The 15,933-nt window shown below is 69.5% G+C and carries 17 protein-coding genes and 1 pseudogene; 8 read left to right on the forward strand and 10 right to left on the reverse strand.

Features of this window, described 5'->3' with window-relative positions; all coding sequences use genetic code 11:
* Window positions 1–25: 25 nt before the first annotated feature.
* The 3 genes from AB0E94_RS02000 to AB0E94_RS02010 all read right to left on the reverse strand — a co-directional run bounded on the left by AB0E94_RS02000 (window position 26) and on the right by AB0E94_RS02010 (window position 2,308).
* Complete coding sequence (locus AB0E94_RS02000; RefSeq protein WP_360321035.1) at window positions 26–622, reverse strand: hypothetical protein; 597 nt, start codon at window positions 620–622, stop codon at window positions 26–28.
* A 73-nt stretch (window positions 623–695) separates the two neighbouring features.
* Window positions 696–1,340, reverse strand: a complete 645-nt coding sequence (locus tag AB0E94_RS02005) for a response regulator transcription factor (protein ID WP_360321038.1) — start codon at window positions 1,338–1,340, stop codon at window positions 696–698.
* Complete coding sequence (locus tag AB0E94_RS02010) at window positions 1,337–2,308, reverse strand: histidine kinase (protein ID WP_360321041.1); 972 nt, start codon at window positions 2,306–2,308, stop codon at window positions 1,337–1,339. The genes AB0E94_RS02005 and AB0E94_RS02010 overlap by 4 nt, the downstream gene beginning before the upstream one ends.
* A gap of 156 nt (window positions 2,309–2,464) precedes the next feature.
* On the opposite strand from AB0E94_RS02010, the gene AB0E94_RS02015 reads away from it, so the two are divergent.
* Window positions 2,465–3,556 carry an NYN domain-containing protein gene (locus AB0E94_RS02015; RefSeq protein ID WP_360321044.1) on the forward strand — a complete coding sequence of 364 codons (1,092 nt, stop codon included), beginning with the start codon at window positions 2,465–2,467 and terminating at the stop codon, window positions 3,554–3,556.
* 2 nt (window positions 3,557–3,558) lie between these two features.
* On the opposite strand, the gene AB0E94_RS02020 is transcribed toward AB0E94_RS02015, so the two are convergent.
* A complete protein-coding gene (locus AB0E94_RS02020; RefSeq protein ID WP_360321047.1) occupies window positions 3,559–4,893 on the reverse strand; it encodes an endo-1,4-beta-xylanase in 1,335 nt (444 codons plus the stop codon).
* A gap of 388 nt (window positions 4,894–5,281) precedes the next feature.
* Here AB0E94_RS02020 and AB0E94_RS02025 point away from each other — a divergent pair, with 388 nt between their 5' ends.
* From AB0E94_RS02025 to AB0E94_RS02035, 3 genes and pseudogenes are all read left to right on the forward strand, one after another.
* Window positions 5,282–6,349: a ricin-type beta-trefoil lectin domain protein gene (locus tag AB0E94_RS02025; protein ID WP_360321050.1), complete on the forward strand. Its 1,068-nt coding sequence runs from the start codon at window positions 5,282–5,284 to the stop codon at window positions 6,347–6,349.
* A gap of 78 nt (window positions 6,350–6,427) precedes the next feature.
* Window positions 6,428–6,550, forward strand: coding sequence for a hypothetical protein (locus tag AB0E94_RS02030; RefSeq protein ID WP_360321887.1), 123 nt, complete (start codon window positions 6,428–6,430; stop codon window positions 6,548–6,550).
* A gap of 11 nt (window positions 6,551–6,561) precedes the next feature.
* Window positions 6,562–7,905: pseudogene (locus tag AB0E94_RS02035) on the forward strand (glycoside hydrolase family 43 protein); the annotation flags it as partial.
* A gap of 511 nt (window positions 7,906–8,416) precedes the next feature.
* Here AB0E94_RS02035 and AB0E94_RS02040 read toward each other — a convergent pair.
* Window positions 8,417–9,427 carry a hypothetical protein gene (locus AB0E94_RS02040; RefSeq protein ID WP_360321053.1) on the reverse strand — a complete coding sequence of 337 codons (1,011 nt, stop codon included), beginning with the start codon at window positions 9,425–9,427 and terminating at the stop codon, window positions 8,417–8,419.
* A 193-nt stretch (window positions 9,428–9,620) separates the two neighbouring features.
* Between AB0E94_RS02040 and AB0E94_RS02045 the strand changes: the two genes are divergently transcribed.
* Together AB0E94_RS02045 and AB0E94_RS02050 are read left to right on the forward strand one after the other, a co-directional pair.
* Complete coding sequence (locus AB0E94_RS02045) at window positions 9,621–10,082, forward strand: peptidoglycan-binding protein (RefSeq protein WP_360321056.1); 462 nt, start codon at window positions 9,621–9,623, stop codon at window positions 10,080–10,082.
* A 137-nt stretch (window positions 10,083–10,219) separates the two neighbouring features.
* Window positions 10,220–10,603 carry a hypothetical protein gene (locus tag AB0E94_RS02050; RefSeq protein ID WP_360321059.1) on the forward strand — a complete coding sequence of 128 codons (384 nt, stop codon included), beginning with the start codon at window positions 10,220–10,222 and terminating at the stop codon, window positions 10,601–10,603.
* A gap of 1 nt (window position 10,604) precedes the next feature.
* Here AB0E94_RS02050 and AB0E94_RS02055 read toward each other — a convergent pair whose 3' ends face one another.
* Window positions 10,605–11,018 (reverse strand): hypothetical protein, encoded by a 414-nt coding sequence (locus tag AB0E94_RS02055; RefSeq protein ID WP_360321062.1) that lies wholly within the window; start codon window positions 11,016–11,018, stop codon window positions 10,605–10,607.
* An 89-nt stretch (window positions 11,019–11,107) separates the two neighbouring features.
* On the opposite strand from AB0E94_RS02055, the gene AB0E94_RS02060 reads away from it, so the two are divergent.
* The gene (locus AB0E94_RS02060; protein ID WP_360321065.1) at window positions 11,108–11,746 is read left to right on the forward strand and encodes a DUF4241 domain-containing protein; all 639 of its coding nucleotides are present in this window, start codon (window positions 11,108–11,110) and stop codon (window positions 11,744–11,746) included.
* A gap of 8 nt (window positions 11,747–11,754) precedes the next feature.
* On the opposite strand, the gene AB0E94_RS02065 is transcribed toward AB0E94_RS02060, so the two are convergent.
* Both AB0E94_RS02065 and AB0E94_RS02070 read right to left on the reverse strand, forming a co-directional pair.
* On the reverse strand, window positions 11,755–12,231 hold the full coding sequence (locus AB0E94_RS02065) for an HIT domain-containing protein (protein ID WP_360321068.1): 477 nt from the start codon (window positions 12,229–12,231) through the stop codon (window positions 11,755–11,757).
* 23 nt (window positions 12,232–12,254) lie between these two features.
* A complete protein-coding gene (locus AB0E94_RS02070; protein ID WP_360321890.1) occupies window positions 12,255–12,650 on the reverse strand; it encodes a RidA family protein in 396 nt (131 codons plus the stop codon).
* A gap of 98 nt (window positions 12,651–12,748) precedes the next feature.
* Between AB0E94_RS02070 and AB0E94_RS02075 the strand changes: the two genes are divergently transcribed.
* On the forward strand, window positions 12,749–13,702 hold the full coding sequence (locus AB0E94_RS02075) for a WYL domain-containing protein (protein WP_360321071.1): 954 nt from the start codon (window positions 12,749–12,751) through the stop codon (window positions 13,700–13,702).
* On the opposite strand, the gene AB0E94_RS02080 is transcribed toward AB0E94_RS02075, so the two are convergent.
* Both AB0E94_RS02080 and AB0E94_RS02085 read right to left on the reverse strand, forming a co-directional pair.
* Window positions 13,687–14,748, reverse strand: a complete 1,062-nt coding sequence (locus AB0E94_RS02080) for a pyridoxal-phosphate dependent enzyme (protein WP_360321074.1) — start codon at window positions 14,746–14,748, stop codon at window positions 13,687–13,689. The two genes, AB0E94_RS02075 and AB0E94_RS02080, sit on opposite strands and share 16 nt — an antisense overlap.
* On the reverse strand, window positions 14,748–15,881 hold the full coding sequence (locus tag AB0E94_RS02085; RefSeq protein WP_360321077.1) for an amidohydrolase: 1,134 nt from the start codon (window positions 15,879–15,881) through the stop codon (window positions 14,748–14,750). Before AB0E94_RS02085 ends, AB0E94_RS02080 begins: the two co-directional genes overlap by 1 nt.
* Window positions 15,882–15,933 lie beyond the last annotated feature (52 nt).

A 15,933-nucleotide genomic window follows, 5' to 3' on the forward strand; every position in this document is an offset into this window, starting at 1 on the left:
GAAGGCCGTATGCGAGCGCATGGACCTACAGGGTGGCCGACTTGGCCCATTCGACGTTCGAGGTGCGGCCCAGGGCGGCGTACCACATGTTGGGGGCCGGCAGCAGCTGGAGGTAGGGCAGGTCCGGGACCCCGTAGGCGTGCAGGACGTCCCACACGTTGTCGGCGCAGTTGTTGCCGATCACGTCGTAACCCCGGCCGCCCGAGGCTGCCGCGGCCACGTCGGCCGGGTCGGTGTCGAAGGTGGCCTTGGCGGTGGTGATCGACTTGTAGGAGTTGTAGCCGTGCGTCCTCATGTCGGCCAGCATCTGGGTCTCGGTGCCGGTTCCGGTCCAGAAGCCGTTGTCGAAGCCCTTGTCGATGTGGGCTTTTCCGGTCGGGTTCTCCACCGAGCCGTACGCGTAGGCGCCCTCGCAGGTGAGCCGGTAACCCCAGCCCACATGGCCGAGGCCGTTGGCGCCGGCGTTGCGGACGAACACGAAGGCGCCCTTGGCCGGCCCGCAGTCCAGGGTGGCCGCGTTCGCGAACTGGGTCAGCGGGCCGATCGACGCCGCGAGGAGTGCCACGGTCACCGCCAGGAAGATCAGGAACCGGGGGCGGCGGGCGGCACTGGCCAACGACATGGGGGAACTCCCGACACGAGCGATCTGTGAACGTGCACACATTATGATCGACGTTGATGTCCGTCAAGAGCGTTCACCCAGCGTGCGGGTCGGCCAGCCCGGCCCGCCACGCCCACGCGGCGATGCCCACCCGGTTGCCGAGCTCCAGTTTCGACTGGATGTTCGCGATGTGCGTCTTGGCGGTACCGGCCGAGATGAACAGCTCGGCGCCGATCTGCGCATTGGTCAGACCGCGCGCTACCAGCCGTACGATATCGGTCTCTCGATCTGTCAGGGGGTTGGCGACCGGAGGCCGGGCAGGCCGGCTCATCGCGCGTAACAGCCGGACCGTGACCTGCGGACTGATCAGCGCGTCACCGGCCATCGCCGCCCGGACACCCTCGACCAGCAGCGCCGGACCGGACCGCTTGAGCAGGAAACCGCTCGCGCCGTGCCGCAGCGCGGCGTCCACATACTCGTCGAGATCGAACGTGGTCACCACGATCACCCGCAGGCCGGCTTCGGTCAGCAACCTGGTCAATTCCAGTCCGTCGATGCCCGGCATCCGGATGTCGGTGAGCACGACGTCCGGCCGCAGCCGCCGGGCCAGCGCCAGCGCCGCCGTCCCGTCGGCCGCCTCGCCGGCCACCGTGATGTCCGGCTGCGAGTCCAGGACCAGCCGGAAACCGCTGCGCACATCCGGATGATCGTCGGCGATCAGGACCCGCGTGCTGTTCACGCCGCCACCGCCGGGACGATCGCGACGACTTCCCAGGCGCGCCCGCACGGCCCGGCGGTCAGACTGCCACCAGCCTCGGCGACCTGTTCCCGCAGGCCGGACAGGCCGCGCCCGCCACGCCGCCGTCGCGGCGGCGGCTGCGTGGCGTCGTTGCGGACCCGCACCTCGACACCGCGAGCATCGCCGGTCACCGACACCTCGACACGCGTCGCGGTCGGCGCATGGCGACGGACATTGGTCAAAGACTCAACCACGATGCGGTACGCCGTGACGGCGCTGTCGCGGGGCGCCTCCCCGATGCGTGCGCCCCGGACGAGCCGGATATCGACACGGCTGGCGTTTTGAAACCGTTCCACCAGGTCAGGAAGGGCGTCCAAGGTCGGTAACGGGCACACCGTGGAGGTCTCCGGCTCGTGCAGCAGGCCGACCATCCGGTCCATCGTGTCCAATGCGGCCAGCCCCGCCGCCTCGATGCGCTCCAGCGCCGGACCGGCCGCCCCCGGATCGACGCCGGCGACGAAACGGGCCGCCTGCGCCTGCGCCACGATCCCACTGATGTCATGGGCCACGAAATCGTGCAGGTCACGGGCCACTTGAAGGCGCTGCGCCCGCCGGGCCTCGTCGACCGCGACCGCCCGCCGGCGCAGCATCAGCCTCGGGTAGCCGCCGACGACGAGCGCGACCACGGCCGGTGCCGTCCACACCGCGGCCGCGGCGATCCGTTGCGCCGTCGGCATCCCGCCGGTGAACGACCATAGGACCAGCGCCATCGCCGCCCCGGCCGACCCGGTCGCCGGGGCGATCTGCGCGGCCGGCGCCCAGCGCACCGCCAGGGCCGCGAGCATCGCCAGGACGGCGATGACCAGGATGAACAGGTACGGCGGGCGGTCCAGGCCGATCACGAACGCCACACACAGCGTGCACGCACTGGCCGCCATGCTGATCCAGCCGAGGTTCCGCCGCGTCATCACCCGATCGTAGGCGGGCCTCGCCGTACGCCGATCGGCATAGGACACCCCTCGAATCCGGGACGACCTCGCCACTTCGGCAGATGGTGACGCATACCCCGTACCGCTGAGGCTGTGGAAGTGAATCTCGTTCTTTCAAGGAGTTGGCCGACCTGCGTGGGCTACGCGGCGGCTGGATGGTCGCTGATGTACACGATGCTCGGGCTGTACTGGATGGCCGGCGGCGGCGGGTTCCCGTTCGCGTCGATCGAGGAGGACCGCCGGTCGGCTTCGGTCCTGGAGGGCACTCCAGCCGAGGTCGGCGCGCCTGTCATCGTGGTGCTCGGCCTGATCGCAACCGTCGTCGCGCTGGTGATGGCCCGGGGTGGCCTCTCCGGCCGCGGGGGAGCGGCGTTGATCGTGTTCGGCTGGATCACGGCGGCGGTCCTCACCCTGATCATCCCCGACTACACGCTGATCGCCTTGGTGGCGTTCGCCCCGCTGCTACTGGTGTTCGCCTTCACCGGGGTGCCCGGCCCGCAGGACGGCATCGGCGACATCCTGTACTGGCACCGGACGAACCTGATCCTGCTGTTCGTCGGCGGCCTGCTGTGGGCGGCGGCCACCCTGGCCTACCAGCGTCGCCGACGGCAGGCATGCGCCCACTGCGGTCGCCGCCACGGACCGGGCGGTGACGGACCGTCCCGGCAGACACTGCTGCGGTGGGGACGCTGGGCGGTCCTGGTCGCCTGTCTCGCGCCGGTGCCCTACGAGGTCACCCGGCTCGCCTGGTACCTCGGGTATCCGCTGGGCATCCGCCGGGACTTCCTCGTCATGATGCAGCAGACACCGGGCATGCTGTCGATCGGACTGGGCTGCGCGATCGCGTCGGTGCTGGGCGGCGTGCTCACCCACGGGCTGATCAGCCGGTGGGGCGAGGTCTATCCGCGGTGGATCTGGTTCAAGGCCGGCAAACCGGTGCCGCCGGCCCTCGCGACGATCCCGGCGTCCGTGGTCGCCGTCGTCCTCATTCCGGCCGGGCTGATGATGGCCTGGGATCCGGCGGTCAGCGACGGCTGGGGACTACGCCTGCCCAGCATCCCCTGGGTGCTCTGGGGCGCGGCCCTCGGCGCCGCCACCATCTGCTACCACCTGCGCCGCCGGGGCACGTGCAAGCACTGTGGAGAAGGCACGGCCACGGCTGGTCCGCACCGCTGTCTTGACGGGGCCGAGACGGCGGTGACGACCAGCCGGACAGGCGACGCCTGAGATCAGCCGGCCGCGCAGGTGGGCGTGGCGGCAGGCCCGGCGCCGGTGCCCTGGAAGCCGAACTCGGTGGACCCGCCGGGGGAGAGCCGGCCGTTGTAGGAGACGTTGCGGAAGGTGACCGTGCCGGTGGTGCCGCTGCCGCCGGCGCTCCAGGTGCTGGTCACCGCGCTGCCGGACGGCAGGGCGACACCGACGGCCCAGCCGCTGACGCCCGCTGATCCGGCGGTGACCCGGACGGTGGCGACGAATCCACCGTTCCATGAGTTGAGCGACACGGTGGCGCTGCACGCCCCGCCGGGCTGCGGCGACGAGGAACTGGGCGGGGTGGTGGTGCCGCCGGCGTTGAGGGCGTTGAGAACCGAGGTGTACGCGGCCTTCTTGTTGCCGGAGTTGTCGAACAGCAGCGGGTTCTCCCCGGCACGCCAGGAGTCGCTGTCGCGGATGCCCCACACGGTGATGCCGGTGCACCGTGACACCGCGAGGCAGGCCCGGGTCACCGCGGCGTAGATGTTCGCCTGGTTACCACCCTGAGCAACGTCGAGCTCGGTGATCTGCACGTCGACGCCGAGGTCGGCGAACCGCTGCAGGTTGGCCTGGTAGTCGCTCGCAAGACCGGTGCCCAGGTGCGACTGGAAGCCGACACAGTCGATCGGCACGCCACGGGACTTGAAGTCACGGACCATGTTGTAGATCCCGGTCGACTTCGCATTGACCCCGTCGGTGTTGTAGTCGTTGTAGCAGAGTTTGGCGGCCGGATCGGCGGCCCGGGCGGCCCGGAAGGCGGCCTCGATCCAGTCGTTGCCGGTGCGCTGCAGGTTGGAGTCGCGGCGGCCGCCGCTGCCACCGTCGGCGAAGGCCTCGTTGACCACGTCCCAGGCGTAGATCTTGCCCTTGTAGTGGGTGGCGACCTGGGTGACGTGGTTGATCGCCGCGCTGCGCAGGGCGCTGCCGGACAGCGACTGGGCCCAGCCGGGCTGCTGGGCGTGCCAGAGCAGAGCGTGGCCGCGGACCTTGGAGCCGTTGGACAGGCCCTGGTTGAGGATCCGGTCACCGTTGGTGAAGGTGAACCGGCCCTGAGACGGCTCGGTGGCGTCCCACTTCATCTCGTTCTCTGGCGTGACCGAGTTGAACTCGCGGGTCAGGATGCCGGTGTAGGTGCCGTCGCCGAGCCGGCCGGCGGCGATCGCCGCCCCGAAATAGCGGCCCTTCTCGGCCGCCGAGGCGCCGAGCGTGGTGGCGGCTTCGGCGCTGCCGATCACGGCGGCACCGGAGGCGACGACGACTCCCGCCGTGGCCACGGCCAGCAGCAGGGAGCGGCTTCTCTGGGACAGGGGCATGACTGGGGAACCTTTCCGGACGGGGCGGCCGGACCGGTCGCGCAGATGGGGGATCGCGATACCGGTCACCGGTGGGAGCGATTCCACCGCTGGTGCCAATGTTCCAGCACATTTCCGGAATGGCAACCCGCGACCATCCCGCCCTTTCCGGCATAACACTTCGGGTGCGCGACCTTCCTTCCGGCTAATGCGTAACAGATTTCGGCGTACGAATATCGCGCGATTTGAAAGCAGGATTACCTAGAGGCCCTCTTGAATGTCCGGAAACATCCTGGCAACCTTCGGAATCAGGTTGTTAGCGCTCTCATCCCCACAGCCGATCCCCGGTGATCACCGTGATCAGCCCGTGTGAGCGGTAACAGCACCCGATCCCCCAGGAGGCTTCGCCATGCCCATGCGAAAACGGTGGCTCATCCTTGCCGCTGCACTGCTCGCGGCCGTATTCGTCCAGCCCAGCCCGGCGGCCGCGGAATCCAACGGCGGCACCCGCGTCATGCCCCTCGGCGACTCCATCACCGAAGGCACCCAGATCCCCGGCGGCTACCGGACCGGCCTGTGGCAACGGCTCGTCGCCGGCGGATACCGCACCGACTTCGTCGGATCCCAGTTCAACGGCCCGGCCGCTCTCGGCGACCACGACCACCAGGGCCACCCCGGATGGCGCATCGACCAGATCGACGCCAACATCACCGGCTGGCTGCGCGCCACCACCCCGCGCACCGTGCTCCTGCACATCGGCACCAACGACATCCTGCAGAACTACAACGTCAGCGGCGCCCCGAACCGGCTGTCGACCCTGATCGACCGGATCACCACCACGGCGCCGTCGGCCGACGTCTTCGTGGCCACGATCATCCCGCTGGCCAACTCCGGCCAGGAGAACGCCGCCCGCACCTTCAACGCGGCGATCCCCGGCATCGTGCAGAGCAAAGGCAGCCGGGTGCACCTGGTCGACATGCACGCCGCGCTCACCACAGCCGACCTGATCGACGGCGTCCACCCGACCGCCAACGGCTACGACAAGATGGCCGCCACCTGGTACTCGGCCCTACGGTCGGTGCCCGGCAGCATCGGCGACCCCGGCACCGGCAACGCACTCGTCTCCGCCGCCTCCGGCCGCTGCCTGGACGTGCCCGGTAGCAGCACCGCCAACGGCGCCCAGCCGATCATCTGGGACTGCAGCGGCGCCGCCAACCAGCGCTGGACCTACGACGGCCAGACCGTCAAGGCGCTCGGCAAATGCCTCGACTCACCGACCGGCGCGACCTCCGGCGCCAAGGCCCAGCTGTGGGATTGCAGCGGCGCGGCCAACCAGCGCTGGACCTTCGCCTCCGGCAGCACCATCCGCAACGCCCAGTCCGGCCTCTGCCTGAACGCCGGTGCCACCGCCAACGGCACTCCGGTCGTGCTGTCGACCTGCAACAGCACGGCCAACCAGCTCTGGACCCGGAGGTGACCATGCGAAGGCTCAGAAACCTGCTGGCCGCGGGCCTGCTGCTAGGCCTGCAACGGCCAGACCAACCAGCAATGGACGATCAACAACGACGGCACCGCCTCCGGCCTCTGCCTGGACGTCGACCGCAACCTGACCACCAACGGCACCCTGGTCCTGTTGTGGACCTGCACCGCCGCCAACCAGCGATGGAGCCGAGCCTGATGCCCAGGAAGATGTTCACCGCCCTGCTCACCCTGATCGTGTGCGTGCTGGCGGCGGTCGCGCCGGCCCCCGCCCACGCGGACAACCCGATCGTGCAGACCATCTACACCGCCGACCCGGCGCCGCTGGTCCACAACGGCCGCGTCTACCTGTACACCGGACACGACGAGGACGGCTCGACGAACTTCACTATGAAGGAATGGCGGGTCTACTCGTCCGCCGACATGGTCAACTGGACCGACCACGGCAGCCCGATGAACCTGGCCACCTTCAGCTGGGCCAGCACCAACGCCTGGGCCGGCCATGTCGCCGCGCGCAACGGCAGGTTCTACTGGTACGTGCCGGTCACCAACCGCGCCACCGGCCGGATGGCCATCGGCGTCGGCGTGTCCAGCAGCCCGACCGGCCCGTTCACCGACGCGATCGGCCGCCCCCTGGTCGAGAACGGCGAAATCGACCCGAACGTGTTCATCGACGACAACGGCCAGGCCTGCCTCTACTGGGGCAACCCCAACCTCTGGTACGCGCGCCTGAACACCGACATGCTCAGCTTCTCCGGCAGCCCCGCCCAGATCCCGCTGACCGCCGCCGGGTACGGGACCCGGACCGGGAACACCAGCCGCCCCACCCTGTACGAAGAGGCCCCGTGGGTCTACAAACGCAACGGCCTCTACTACAACGTCTTCGCCGCCAAGTGCTGCTCGGAGTTCATCGCCTACTCCACCGCGCCCGGCCCGACCGGCCCGTGGACCTACCGCGGAACCGTCATGCCCACCCAGGGCAGCAGCTTCACCAACCACGCCGGCATCGTCGACTTCAACGGCGGCTCGTACTTCTTCTACCACAACGGCGCGCTGCCCGGCGGTGGCGGCTTCACCCGCTCGGTCGCCGTCGAGAAGTTCACCTACAACGCCGACGGCACCATCCCGCAGATCACCATGACCAGTGGGGGTGCGCCGCAGAACGGAACCCTCAACCCGTACGTCCGTCAGGAGGCCGAGACGATCGCCTGGAGTTCCGGCGTCGAGACCGAGCGGGCCAGCGAAGGCGGCATGAACGTCGGCTACCTGGAGAACGGCGACTACCTCAAGGTCAAAGGTGTCGCCTTCGGATCCGGCGCGACCTCGTTCTCGGCACGGGTCGCCTCCGCGACCACCGGCGGCCGCCTCGAACTGCGCCTCGGCAGCCCCACCGGCACGCTCGCCGGAACCTGCACGGTACCCGGCACGGGCGGCTGGCAGACCTGGACCACGGTCAGTTGCGGAGTCAGCGGCGCCACCGGCACCCAGGACCTCTACCTGCGATTCACCGGCGGCAGCGGCTACCTGTTCAACGTCAACTGGTGGCAGTTCACCTGACCCAGCTCCGCCCCTTCCACCGAAACGGGCGCATGAGAGAGGACGTACCAACTCAGCCGGCGGCGGGTCTGGAGTCCTTCCGTGGTTGGCGGTCAGGCGGCTCGGTCACGGCCGGACCGCGAGCCGTCGCTGAGCACTGGAATGCGGGCGGTTTCACCGTGCTGTGCGACGGCTGAGCCGCGAGCCGTCGGCTACCGCTGGAATGCGAGCGGTTTTACCGTGCTCAGCGACGGCCGGTGGGGTCGCGGTCCGTTCCGCGGCGTCGGCAGTTGTGGGTCGGGTGGATCGGCAACGTCGTCCAGCGCACACGTTGGCGGTGCGTGTGCTCCGGTTGTTGCCCCAGCAGGGGCAGGAGCACACGCACGGTCGATCGTGAGCGTTCATCCACGCTGGGGTGACTAAACCGAGCACACGCAATGTCAACGTGTGCTTCCGTCACCGCTCTGGAGCCTGTTCCTATGGGTCGTAACCGGCGACCTCGGCCCATCGAAATGAATCACCGAGGCGGCTAGCCGGATGCCGGCAGGCGTTCGACCAGGATCGTGTTCGCCCTGACGGTGAGGCGGATGTCGTATCGGCTCTGGGTGGCCCGCCATCCGGACTCCTGGAGGGTTGTGCCGCTTTTGACGTCCTGCCGGGTCTTGCCGCCGATCGTGGCCTGCCCGGCGCCCTGACCCGCCCGGACCCGGACCAGCGCGCCCGCCTCGGTGCGTACCGTCAGGTCGCCGATCGGCCCGGTGAGGTTCATCGGAACCGTGCCCTTCGGCTTGGCCAGCTGCAACAGGCCGCGCGCCACCGTGGCGGTCGACTCGATCCCCGCGAGGCCACCGGCCCGCGTGTCCACGTCGAGCTCATTGGCCGCGCCGGTGAGTTTGATCGTCCACGCCACCGCCGAGTTCAGCACCACGTCGGCCCCCGTGCCCGGCCCCAGCGTGAGCACCGAACCGTCGCCGACCTCGGTGACCGCGGGCGAGACGTTCGGATCGAACCCGGTGATCGTGTACAGCGACGACCCCAGCTGTGCCGTGCGGATGCGCAGGGTGGTCGCCGAGCCGGTGATCTCCAGCCGGCGTTGCCGGACCGTGCCGAGTGACGCCGTCAGCGGCACCGGGGACGGCTGCACCACGTCCGCGACGGTGGGCACGACCCGCGGCGGCGTCGACCGGTAGGCCTCCGCCTGGCCCAGCAGCACCCCGACGGTCAGCGACACCAGCATGGCCGTGAACACCCACAGCCGCCACGGCTTACGGACCTGCTCATAGATGAGCGTGACCCGTCCCACGCTGCTGCTGCTCGGCGGAGACGGCGTGATGATCGGCTGCGGCGCGGTCGGCTCGTCCAGCGCGGACGACTTGCCTCGCAGCCGCGCCAGGGTCGCCCGGCCGACCAGCCGTGATCCGCCCGCCGCAGCACCGGCCCGCCGCCCGGCCACCGGTTGCCCGGCGGCCGGTTGCCCGGTGCCCGGCTCGTTCGGGACCGGTCGCGTCTGCGGCCCGGTGTCCGGCAGGAAGCGAAGCACGACGTCAGGGCGCCCTCGATCCGAGGATGATTCGCCCCGCTGGTCAGCCATCGTGCCTCCGCCCGCCGGGATACCTGCCTCGGCCCTACAGAGTACGGATGTCGACGGCGTAGCGGATCGATGAAGATCAAGGACAGTAGGGGCGACGCGGGCCGGGCCCGGCGGTAGGACGGGTGTGAAGGAGGCGATAGACATGACTGGCACATTGAGCCCGTGGCCTTTGATCAGCCAGGGCGCCAAGGAGCACCCGGTTCCGACCCTGCAATACCTGCTGCGAGCCCGCGGTAAGACGGTGACGGTCGACGGCATCTTCGGACCGCAGACCGACACGGCGGTACGCGCCTACCAGCGCGACAAAGGCCTGGTGGTCGACGGCATCGTCGGCCCGAACACCTGGACCGCGCTGATCATCGAGGTCCGCAAGGGCGCGGAGGGCGACGCGGTGCGCGGCGTCCAGGAGGAGTTCCAGTTCCGCAACCTGTCCGGCGACCCATCGCAGGGCCTCGCGGTCGACGGGATCTTCGGCCCGAAAACCGATCAGGCGGTACGCGACTTCCAGGCCGCGATCCACGCCGACGTCCCGTCGATGGCGGTCGACGGCATCGTCGGCCCGATGACCTGGCAGGCCCTGGTGAGCGGAATGCTGTCGTTCTGAAACGGCTCCGGGCCGGCGCTGCTGCCGGCCCGGCTGTCCCGGTTCCGGAGGGCAGCCTGTGGAGATCCGGTGTCGGGTTCGCGGAGGTGACGGGCCGGCCGGCCGGATCGATCATCAATACGCCTAGCATCGTGATCATGAGAACGAAGGTGTCCCTGACCTGGCTGACGATAGGCCGGCCGAGACGCGCGATGGCGGCGCTCGCACCGGTCTATTGCCTCGTCATGACTGCGGCGCTGACCCTGAAGACCGGATCATACGAATTGCTGGCAGCCGCCGTCGTGTTTGCCGCGGTCACTGCCCTGCCGCTGTTCTTCCGTGATTCGCGGGCATTCAACGGCGCCTGTTACACCGCGATCGGGCTCCTGGTGGGCGGCCTCTGCCTCGGCGGGTTCTTTTTTCTCCCGGCCGCGCTGCCGCTGCTTTTCGCCACCCCGCCCACGCTCGGCGCCCCGACATCGCAGATCTGCGTCGCTGCGGTTCTGGTCGCCGCGGTCGCCGCCATCGTCAGCGCGATCTGAGCTATTTCGCGCCGCCGCGCACCAGGTAGAGGCCACCGCCGGCGGTGCGGGCGGCGGTGATCCACTCCGGTAGTTTCTCGCTGACCAGCCAGTGCGCCTCCTCCGCGTCGTCGTCGCCGCCCGGGAGCAGGTCGTAGTCCTCCAGGATGCGGTCCGGATCGAAATCGGCCAGCTCGGCCTCGATGCGGACCAGATGGTCCGGATCGGCGTACATCGGGAACGGCCACGGGTCGGCGTCGGTGCCGGGCCACGGCCGCGACCACAGGTCGGCCAGCGCAGTCAGCCCCCAGCTCCGGAACGCCTCCGCCAGCTCGTGCCAGTGCCGGCCGGGGAGGGTCGCCTCGCCGACCGGGGTTCCGGCCGGTCCCACTGCGGACGGGTCGGCGGCGTACGCCGTGATGTACTGCTCAGCCACGGCGCCCATTCTTACGGATCAGAACCGGACAGCGATTACCGGCCCGGGACGTGGGAACATGATCTCGGTAGCCGAGGGCTGGAGGATGTGTGCCGTATTCGCCTGATCTCGCCGCGATCCTGACCGAAGGGGCACGGTTCGAGGCCGACGGCATCGCCTACGTGATCGAGCGCCTGCCGGTCGGCACGGTCGTCGTCCCGACCGGCGAGATCACCGCCTGCGACCCGCTGACCTGCGCGTCCGGCGCCGAGCCGTTCACCGCCACGATCGCCCCGGGCCGCTATCCGCTGACCGCCTGGGTGGCCGTGGTCAGTCAGGACGGCGGAGCGCCGGACCACCGTACCGCCGCATTGGCTTTGACCGTGAATGATCAGCCTGCCGTGCGCTGGGAGATGGCCCTCAACGAGGGCCAGGATGTCGGCGTCCTCGACGCCGACGGCTATTTCGGCTACCCGGTCGACGCCGGTGTCGGCACCCTCGCCGACCTGTCCGCCGTCGCCATCCTGGCCGATTGGGATTACGACCAGCTCGAGGACGTCTACATCCCGGCGCAGATCCCGCCGGGCCCGGCCCCGATCGACGGCATCGTCGACGAGGCCACCGGCGCGAACGTCATCACCGTCGCCTCCGGCTGGGGAGACGGTGTCTATCCGACCTTCGTCGGATACGCCGCGGACGGCACGGTCTGCGGTTTCGTCACCGATTTCCTGGTGATTCCAACCCTTTAGCGGTACGGCTACCCGCCCCCATTCGAGAAAAAGGCGCGCAGCCGATCCGAATATGGCAGCCGATCCTCGACAGTGGTGAATTCCCCCAGCGCCGGCGACAGATAAAGCTCATCCCCGTCATACCGCGGAAAAACGTGCACGTGATAGTGCCAGACATCCTGATAACCGGCCGGTTCGTTGTGCTGCCGCACCGACGTCCCGTCACAGCCGTAGCTGCTGCGGATACCGATCGCCACCTCACGCACCAGATCGTGGACCGCATGCCCATACTCCGGCGGCAGGTCGTAGAGGTTCTCGTGATGGGCGTTCGGCACCACCAGCACATGCCCGTGATTGTTCGGCCACCAGCGTGGCGACACGAACGCCGTGGCCAGCGAAGTCCGGCGGACCACGTCCCGCGGATCGTTGATGCTCCGCAGATCGTAGAGACCGCCGACGAGACGGCAGAACGGACAGGCGTAGTCGTCAGGTTCATGGTTGTGCACGACAGCAATCTATCGACGACCGTTCAGTCGACGGCTGTCGCCTCCAGCTCGATCATCTGCCCCGGAATCGCCAGCCTGGTCACGCCCAGCATGGTCGTTGCCGGCGCCACCCCGGCGGCACCGAGCCGCCCCGCCAGCACCCCGTAGTGCGGAAACAGCGCGTCCACATCGGTGGTGTAGACGTTGAGCCGGACCACGTTCGCCAGCGACATCCCGGCCTCGGCGAGCACCGCCTCCAGGTTGGCCAGGCTCAACGCCAGCTGCCCGGCCATGTCCCCGTCGTGCTGCGGCTTGCCGTCGGCGTCCATCGCCGTCTGACCCGAGCAGTACAGGGTCCGGCGCTGCCCGGAGGCCACCTCGCCCTGGTTGAACCCCAGCTCCACCGACCACGGCCACGGGTTGACCGCCACTCGTTGCACTGCCACTTCGGCTCCGTTCGTCAGTTCATCTCGTACACCGCAGAGCCTGCCGGGAAATCACGACACCCACTGTCAGGTATTCGGATAACGTGGCGTGGATGCGTGCGGACCGGCTGGTTTCCCTGGTGCTTCTCCTGCGCCAGCGCGGCCGGCTGACCGCGGACGCGCTGGCCGCCGAACTGGAGGTCTCCACCCGGACCGTGCTGCGCGACATCGAGGCCCTCTCCGCTGCCGGTGTCCCCGTCTACGCCGAACGCGGCCGGCACGGCGGATTCGCGCTGCTCCCGGGCTTCCGCACCGAACTGACCGGCCTGAACCACGACGAGGCCCTCGCCCTGCTGACCGCCGGAGCGCCGTTCGGGCTGGGGCCGGCACGGGCCTCGGCGATGCGCAAGGTCGTCGACGCGCTCCCGGAGACCCACCGGACCACCGTGGACGACGCCGCCCAGCGGTTCCTCGTCGAACCCGAGACCGACCTGCTGTCCCGCCGCCCGATCGTCGACGAGGTGCCGGACCCCACCATGATCGAGGTCCGGCGGGCGGTCCTGGCCGGGCGCCGGCTCCGGATCCACTACGCGCCCACCAGCGGCCCGCCACAGTGGCGCACCGTCGACCCGATCGGCCTGGTCACCGTCCGCGACCGCCTCTACCTGCTGGCCACCCGGGACGGCGAGGACCGCACCTACCGCCTGTCCCGGATGCTGGCCGCCGAGGAACTCCCCGAACCGGCCCAGCGCCCGAACCGGGTCGACCTCGACCGCGCCTGGCGCGACCGCTGCGCCCGGTTCCTGTCCGAGGACCACATCGTCGTCCAGGCCGTCGTCGACCCGGCCCGCCGCGAGGAACTGCTGACCAGCGCGGTCGCCGTCCGAGCGGAAGAGCCCGAACCCGGCGGCCGGCTGCGGCTGGAGGTGACCTTCCAGGACCTGCGCCACGCCGTCTGGGCGCTGTGGCGACTCGGCCCGGACGCCGAAGCCCTGACCCCGCCCGCGCTACGCGCCGCCCTCCACGAACGGGCCGCGACGATGGCCGCCCGCTACGCCGGCGAGTAACCGGCGAGACCGGTCCCCGCCGGATCGGCATCGGCCGGATTGGCGGCCGCACCCTCGGTGACCAACAGGATCACCGTCGCATCCGACGCTGCCACCGCGGGAAGCGCGGCCAGCGGCGCCGCACCGCACGGCCCGGCGTCGACACCGACCGCGGCCAGCGCCCGCGCGGCCCCGGCCACCGCGGCATCCGGGACGGTCACACAACCATCAAGTCCAGCCCGGATGTACGGCCAGGCCAGCGCCGACACGGTCCCGCAGTTCAGGCCGGCCATACTCGTGGCGCCCGTCTCGACGGTCACCGGACGTCCGGCGGCGACACTCGCCGACACACACGCCGCCACGACCGGCTCCACACTGACCACCCGCGTCGCCGACGGACGGCTGCGATAGTGGGCCAGCGCAGCCTGCAACAGCGAACCGACCCCGGCCGGGACGATCACGAGGCCGGGCGAGTCACCCAACTGTCCGTCAATCTCATGGAACAGCGTGGAGTAGCCGTCGACGATCCAGCCGGGCGTCTCCTCGTACCCCTCCCAGGCGGTGTCCTGAACCAGCAGCCCACGCCGCGCACTCGCAGCCGCCTCGACCGCCGCATCGTAGTTGCCCGGAACATGAGTGACCACTGCACCTTCGTCGCGGATCGCCTTGATCGCCGCCGGATGCAACCCATCCGGCACGAAGATCTCCGCCCGCTGCCCAAACTCCCTCGCGAACCGCGCCACCGCCCGCCCATGATTACCATCAGTCGCCGTAACGATGGTCACCGGTCGATCAGTGACGTTCTGTAGCGCCCGATGGATGGCCCACGACGCGCCGAGCGCCTTGAATGCCGGCAACCCGAGCCGCGACGACTCGTCCTTGGCGAACAATCGCGCCACACCGTATTCCCGTGCCATTTCCGGAAGGCCCACCAGCCGGGTCGGTGCGTATCCGGGCAGAGCCCGGTGAAATTCAAGAACATCGACCGGCGCAGGCGCGCACGTCCAGGCCTCATCCCGGCCGGCATTCGCCACATATTCGGTACGGGTCACACTTTCCCATCCCATCAGCGAGGCAGTTCGGCGCGAACGAGATTCACGTAATAGTCGACGCCCGTCGCGAGGATGTCGTCGTTGAAGTCATAGTCGGGGCTGTGCAGGGACGGCCCGTCCACGCCGTTCCCCAGCATCGCGAAACACCCCGGAACCCGCCGCAGGAAAGCACCGAAGTCCTCACTGGCCGTCCATGGCGTGACGTCGTCATCGACCATGCCGGCCGCAACGGTCGCCCGCGCCGCTCGGACGGCAGCAGCCACCGCGACCGGATCGTTGATCGTCGGCTCGAACTCGTGCGTATAGGTCACCACACTCGAAGCGCCGTGAGCAGCACAGACACCGTCGGCGACCTGCCGGATCCGCAGCTCCAGCAACTCCCGCACGTCGTCACGGAAACTGCGGGTGTCACCGCGGATCACCACTTCACCGGGAATCGCGTTACGCGCCCCGTCGGTGAGGATCTCCGTGCACGACACCACCGCCGGCTCCGCCGGATCCACATTCCGCGCCACGATCGTCTGCAACGCCAGAATGATCTGCGCCGCGATCGGAATCGGATCCACCACCATCTGCGGACGAGCGGCATGCCCACCTCGCCCGGCAATCCGGATCTCGAAATTGTCTTCCCCGGCCATCAGCCCGCCCACCCGCGTGCTGATCGTCCCGGCCGGCTGCCCGGGCATGTTGTGCAGCCCGAACATCGTCTCCATCGGAAACCGTTCGAAAAGGCCGTCCGCGATCATCGCCTCGGCTCCGAGCCCATGCTCCTCAGCCGGCTGGAAGACCAGATGAACCGCCCCCGCGAAACCGCCCTCGGCACTCAACCGGCGAGCGGCGCCGAGCAGCATCGCCATGTGCCCGTCATGCCCACACGCATGCATCACGCCGTCATGCCCCGACCGGTGGGCCTGATCCCCGCGTTCCTGAAGCGGAAGCCCATCCATGTCGGCCCGCAGCCCGATCACCCGCCCCGGCCCACCGGCGATCGTCCCGACCACCCCGGTACCGCCGACCCCACGCGTGACCGCGACCCCCATCGCGCCGAGCGCCCCCGCCACGTACTCCGAGGTCTTGTGTTCCCGCAGCCCCAGCTCCGGAATCCGATGCAGGTCGTGCCGCCACCGGCGAACGTCATCAATGCTCACCGTCTCAGCCTCGGACGCCCACCCGGTCTGCGTCCAGCGAACATTCCCGACC

It is taken from the genome of Actinoplanes sp. NPDC026670, assembly GCF_040638175.1.
Lineage (GTDB): Bacteria > Actinomycetota > Actinomycetes > Mycobacteriales > Micromonosporaceae > Actinoplanes.

Bases quoted from the DNA above. Each gene is read 5' to 3' on its own strand.
- AB0E94_RS02000 (WP_360321035.1), bottom strand. From the start codon at position 622: ATGTCGTTGGCCAGTGCCGCCCGCCGCCCCCGGTTCCTGATCTTCCTG.
- AB0E94_RS02010 (WP_360321041.1), bottom strand. From the start codon at position 2,308: ATGACGCGGCGGAACCTCGGCTGGATCAGCATGGCGGCCAGTGCGTGC.
- AB0E94_RS02020 (WP_360321047.1), bottom strand. From the start codon at position 4,893: ATGCCCCTGTCCCAGAGAAGCCGCTCCCTGCTGCTGGCCGTGGCCACG.
- AB0E94_RS02025 (WP_360321050.1), top strand. From the start codon at position 5,282: ATGCCCATGCGAAAACGGTGGCTCATCCTTGCCGCTGCACTGCTCGCG.
- AB0E94_RS02045 (WP_360321056.1), top strand. From the start codon at position 9,621: ATGACTGGCACATTGAGCCCGTGGCCTTTGATCAGCCAGGGCGCCAAG.
- AB0E94_RS02050 (WP_360321059.1), top strand. From the start codon at position 10,220: ATGAGAACGAAGGTGTCCCTGACCTGGCTGACGATAGGCCGGCCGAGA.
- AB0E94_RS02075 (WP_360321071.1), top strand. From the start codon at position 12,749: ATGCGTGCGGACCGGCTGGTTTCCCTGGTGCTTCTCCTGCGCCAGCGC.
- AB0E94_RS02080 (WP_360321074.1), bottom strand. From the start codon at position 14,748: ATGGGATGGGAAAGTGTGACCCGTACCGAATATGTGGCGAATGCCGGC.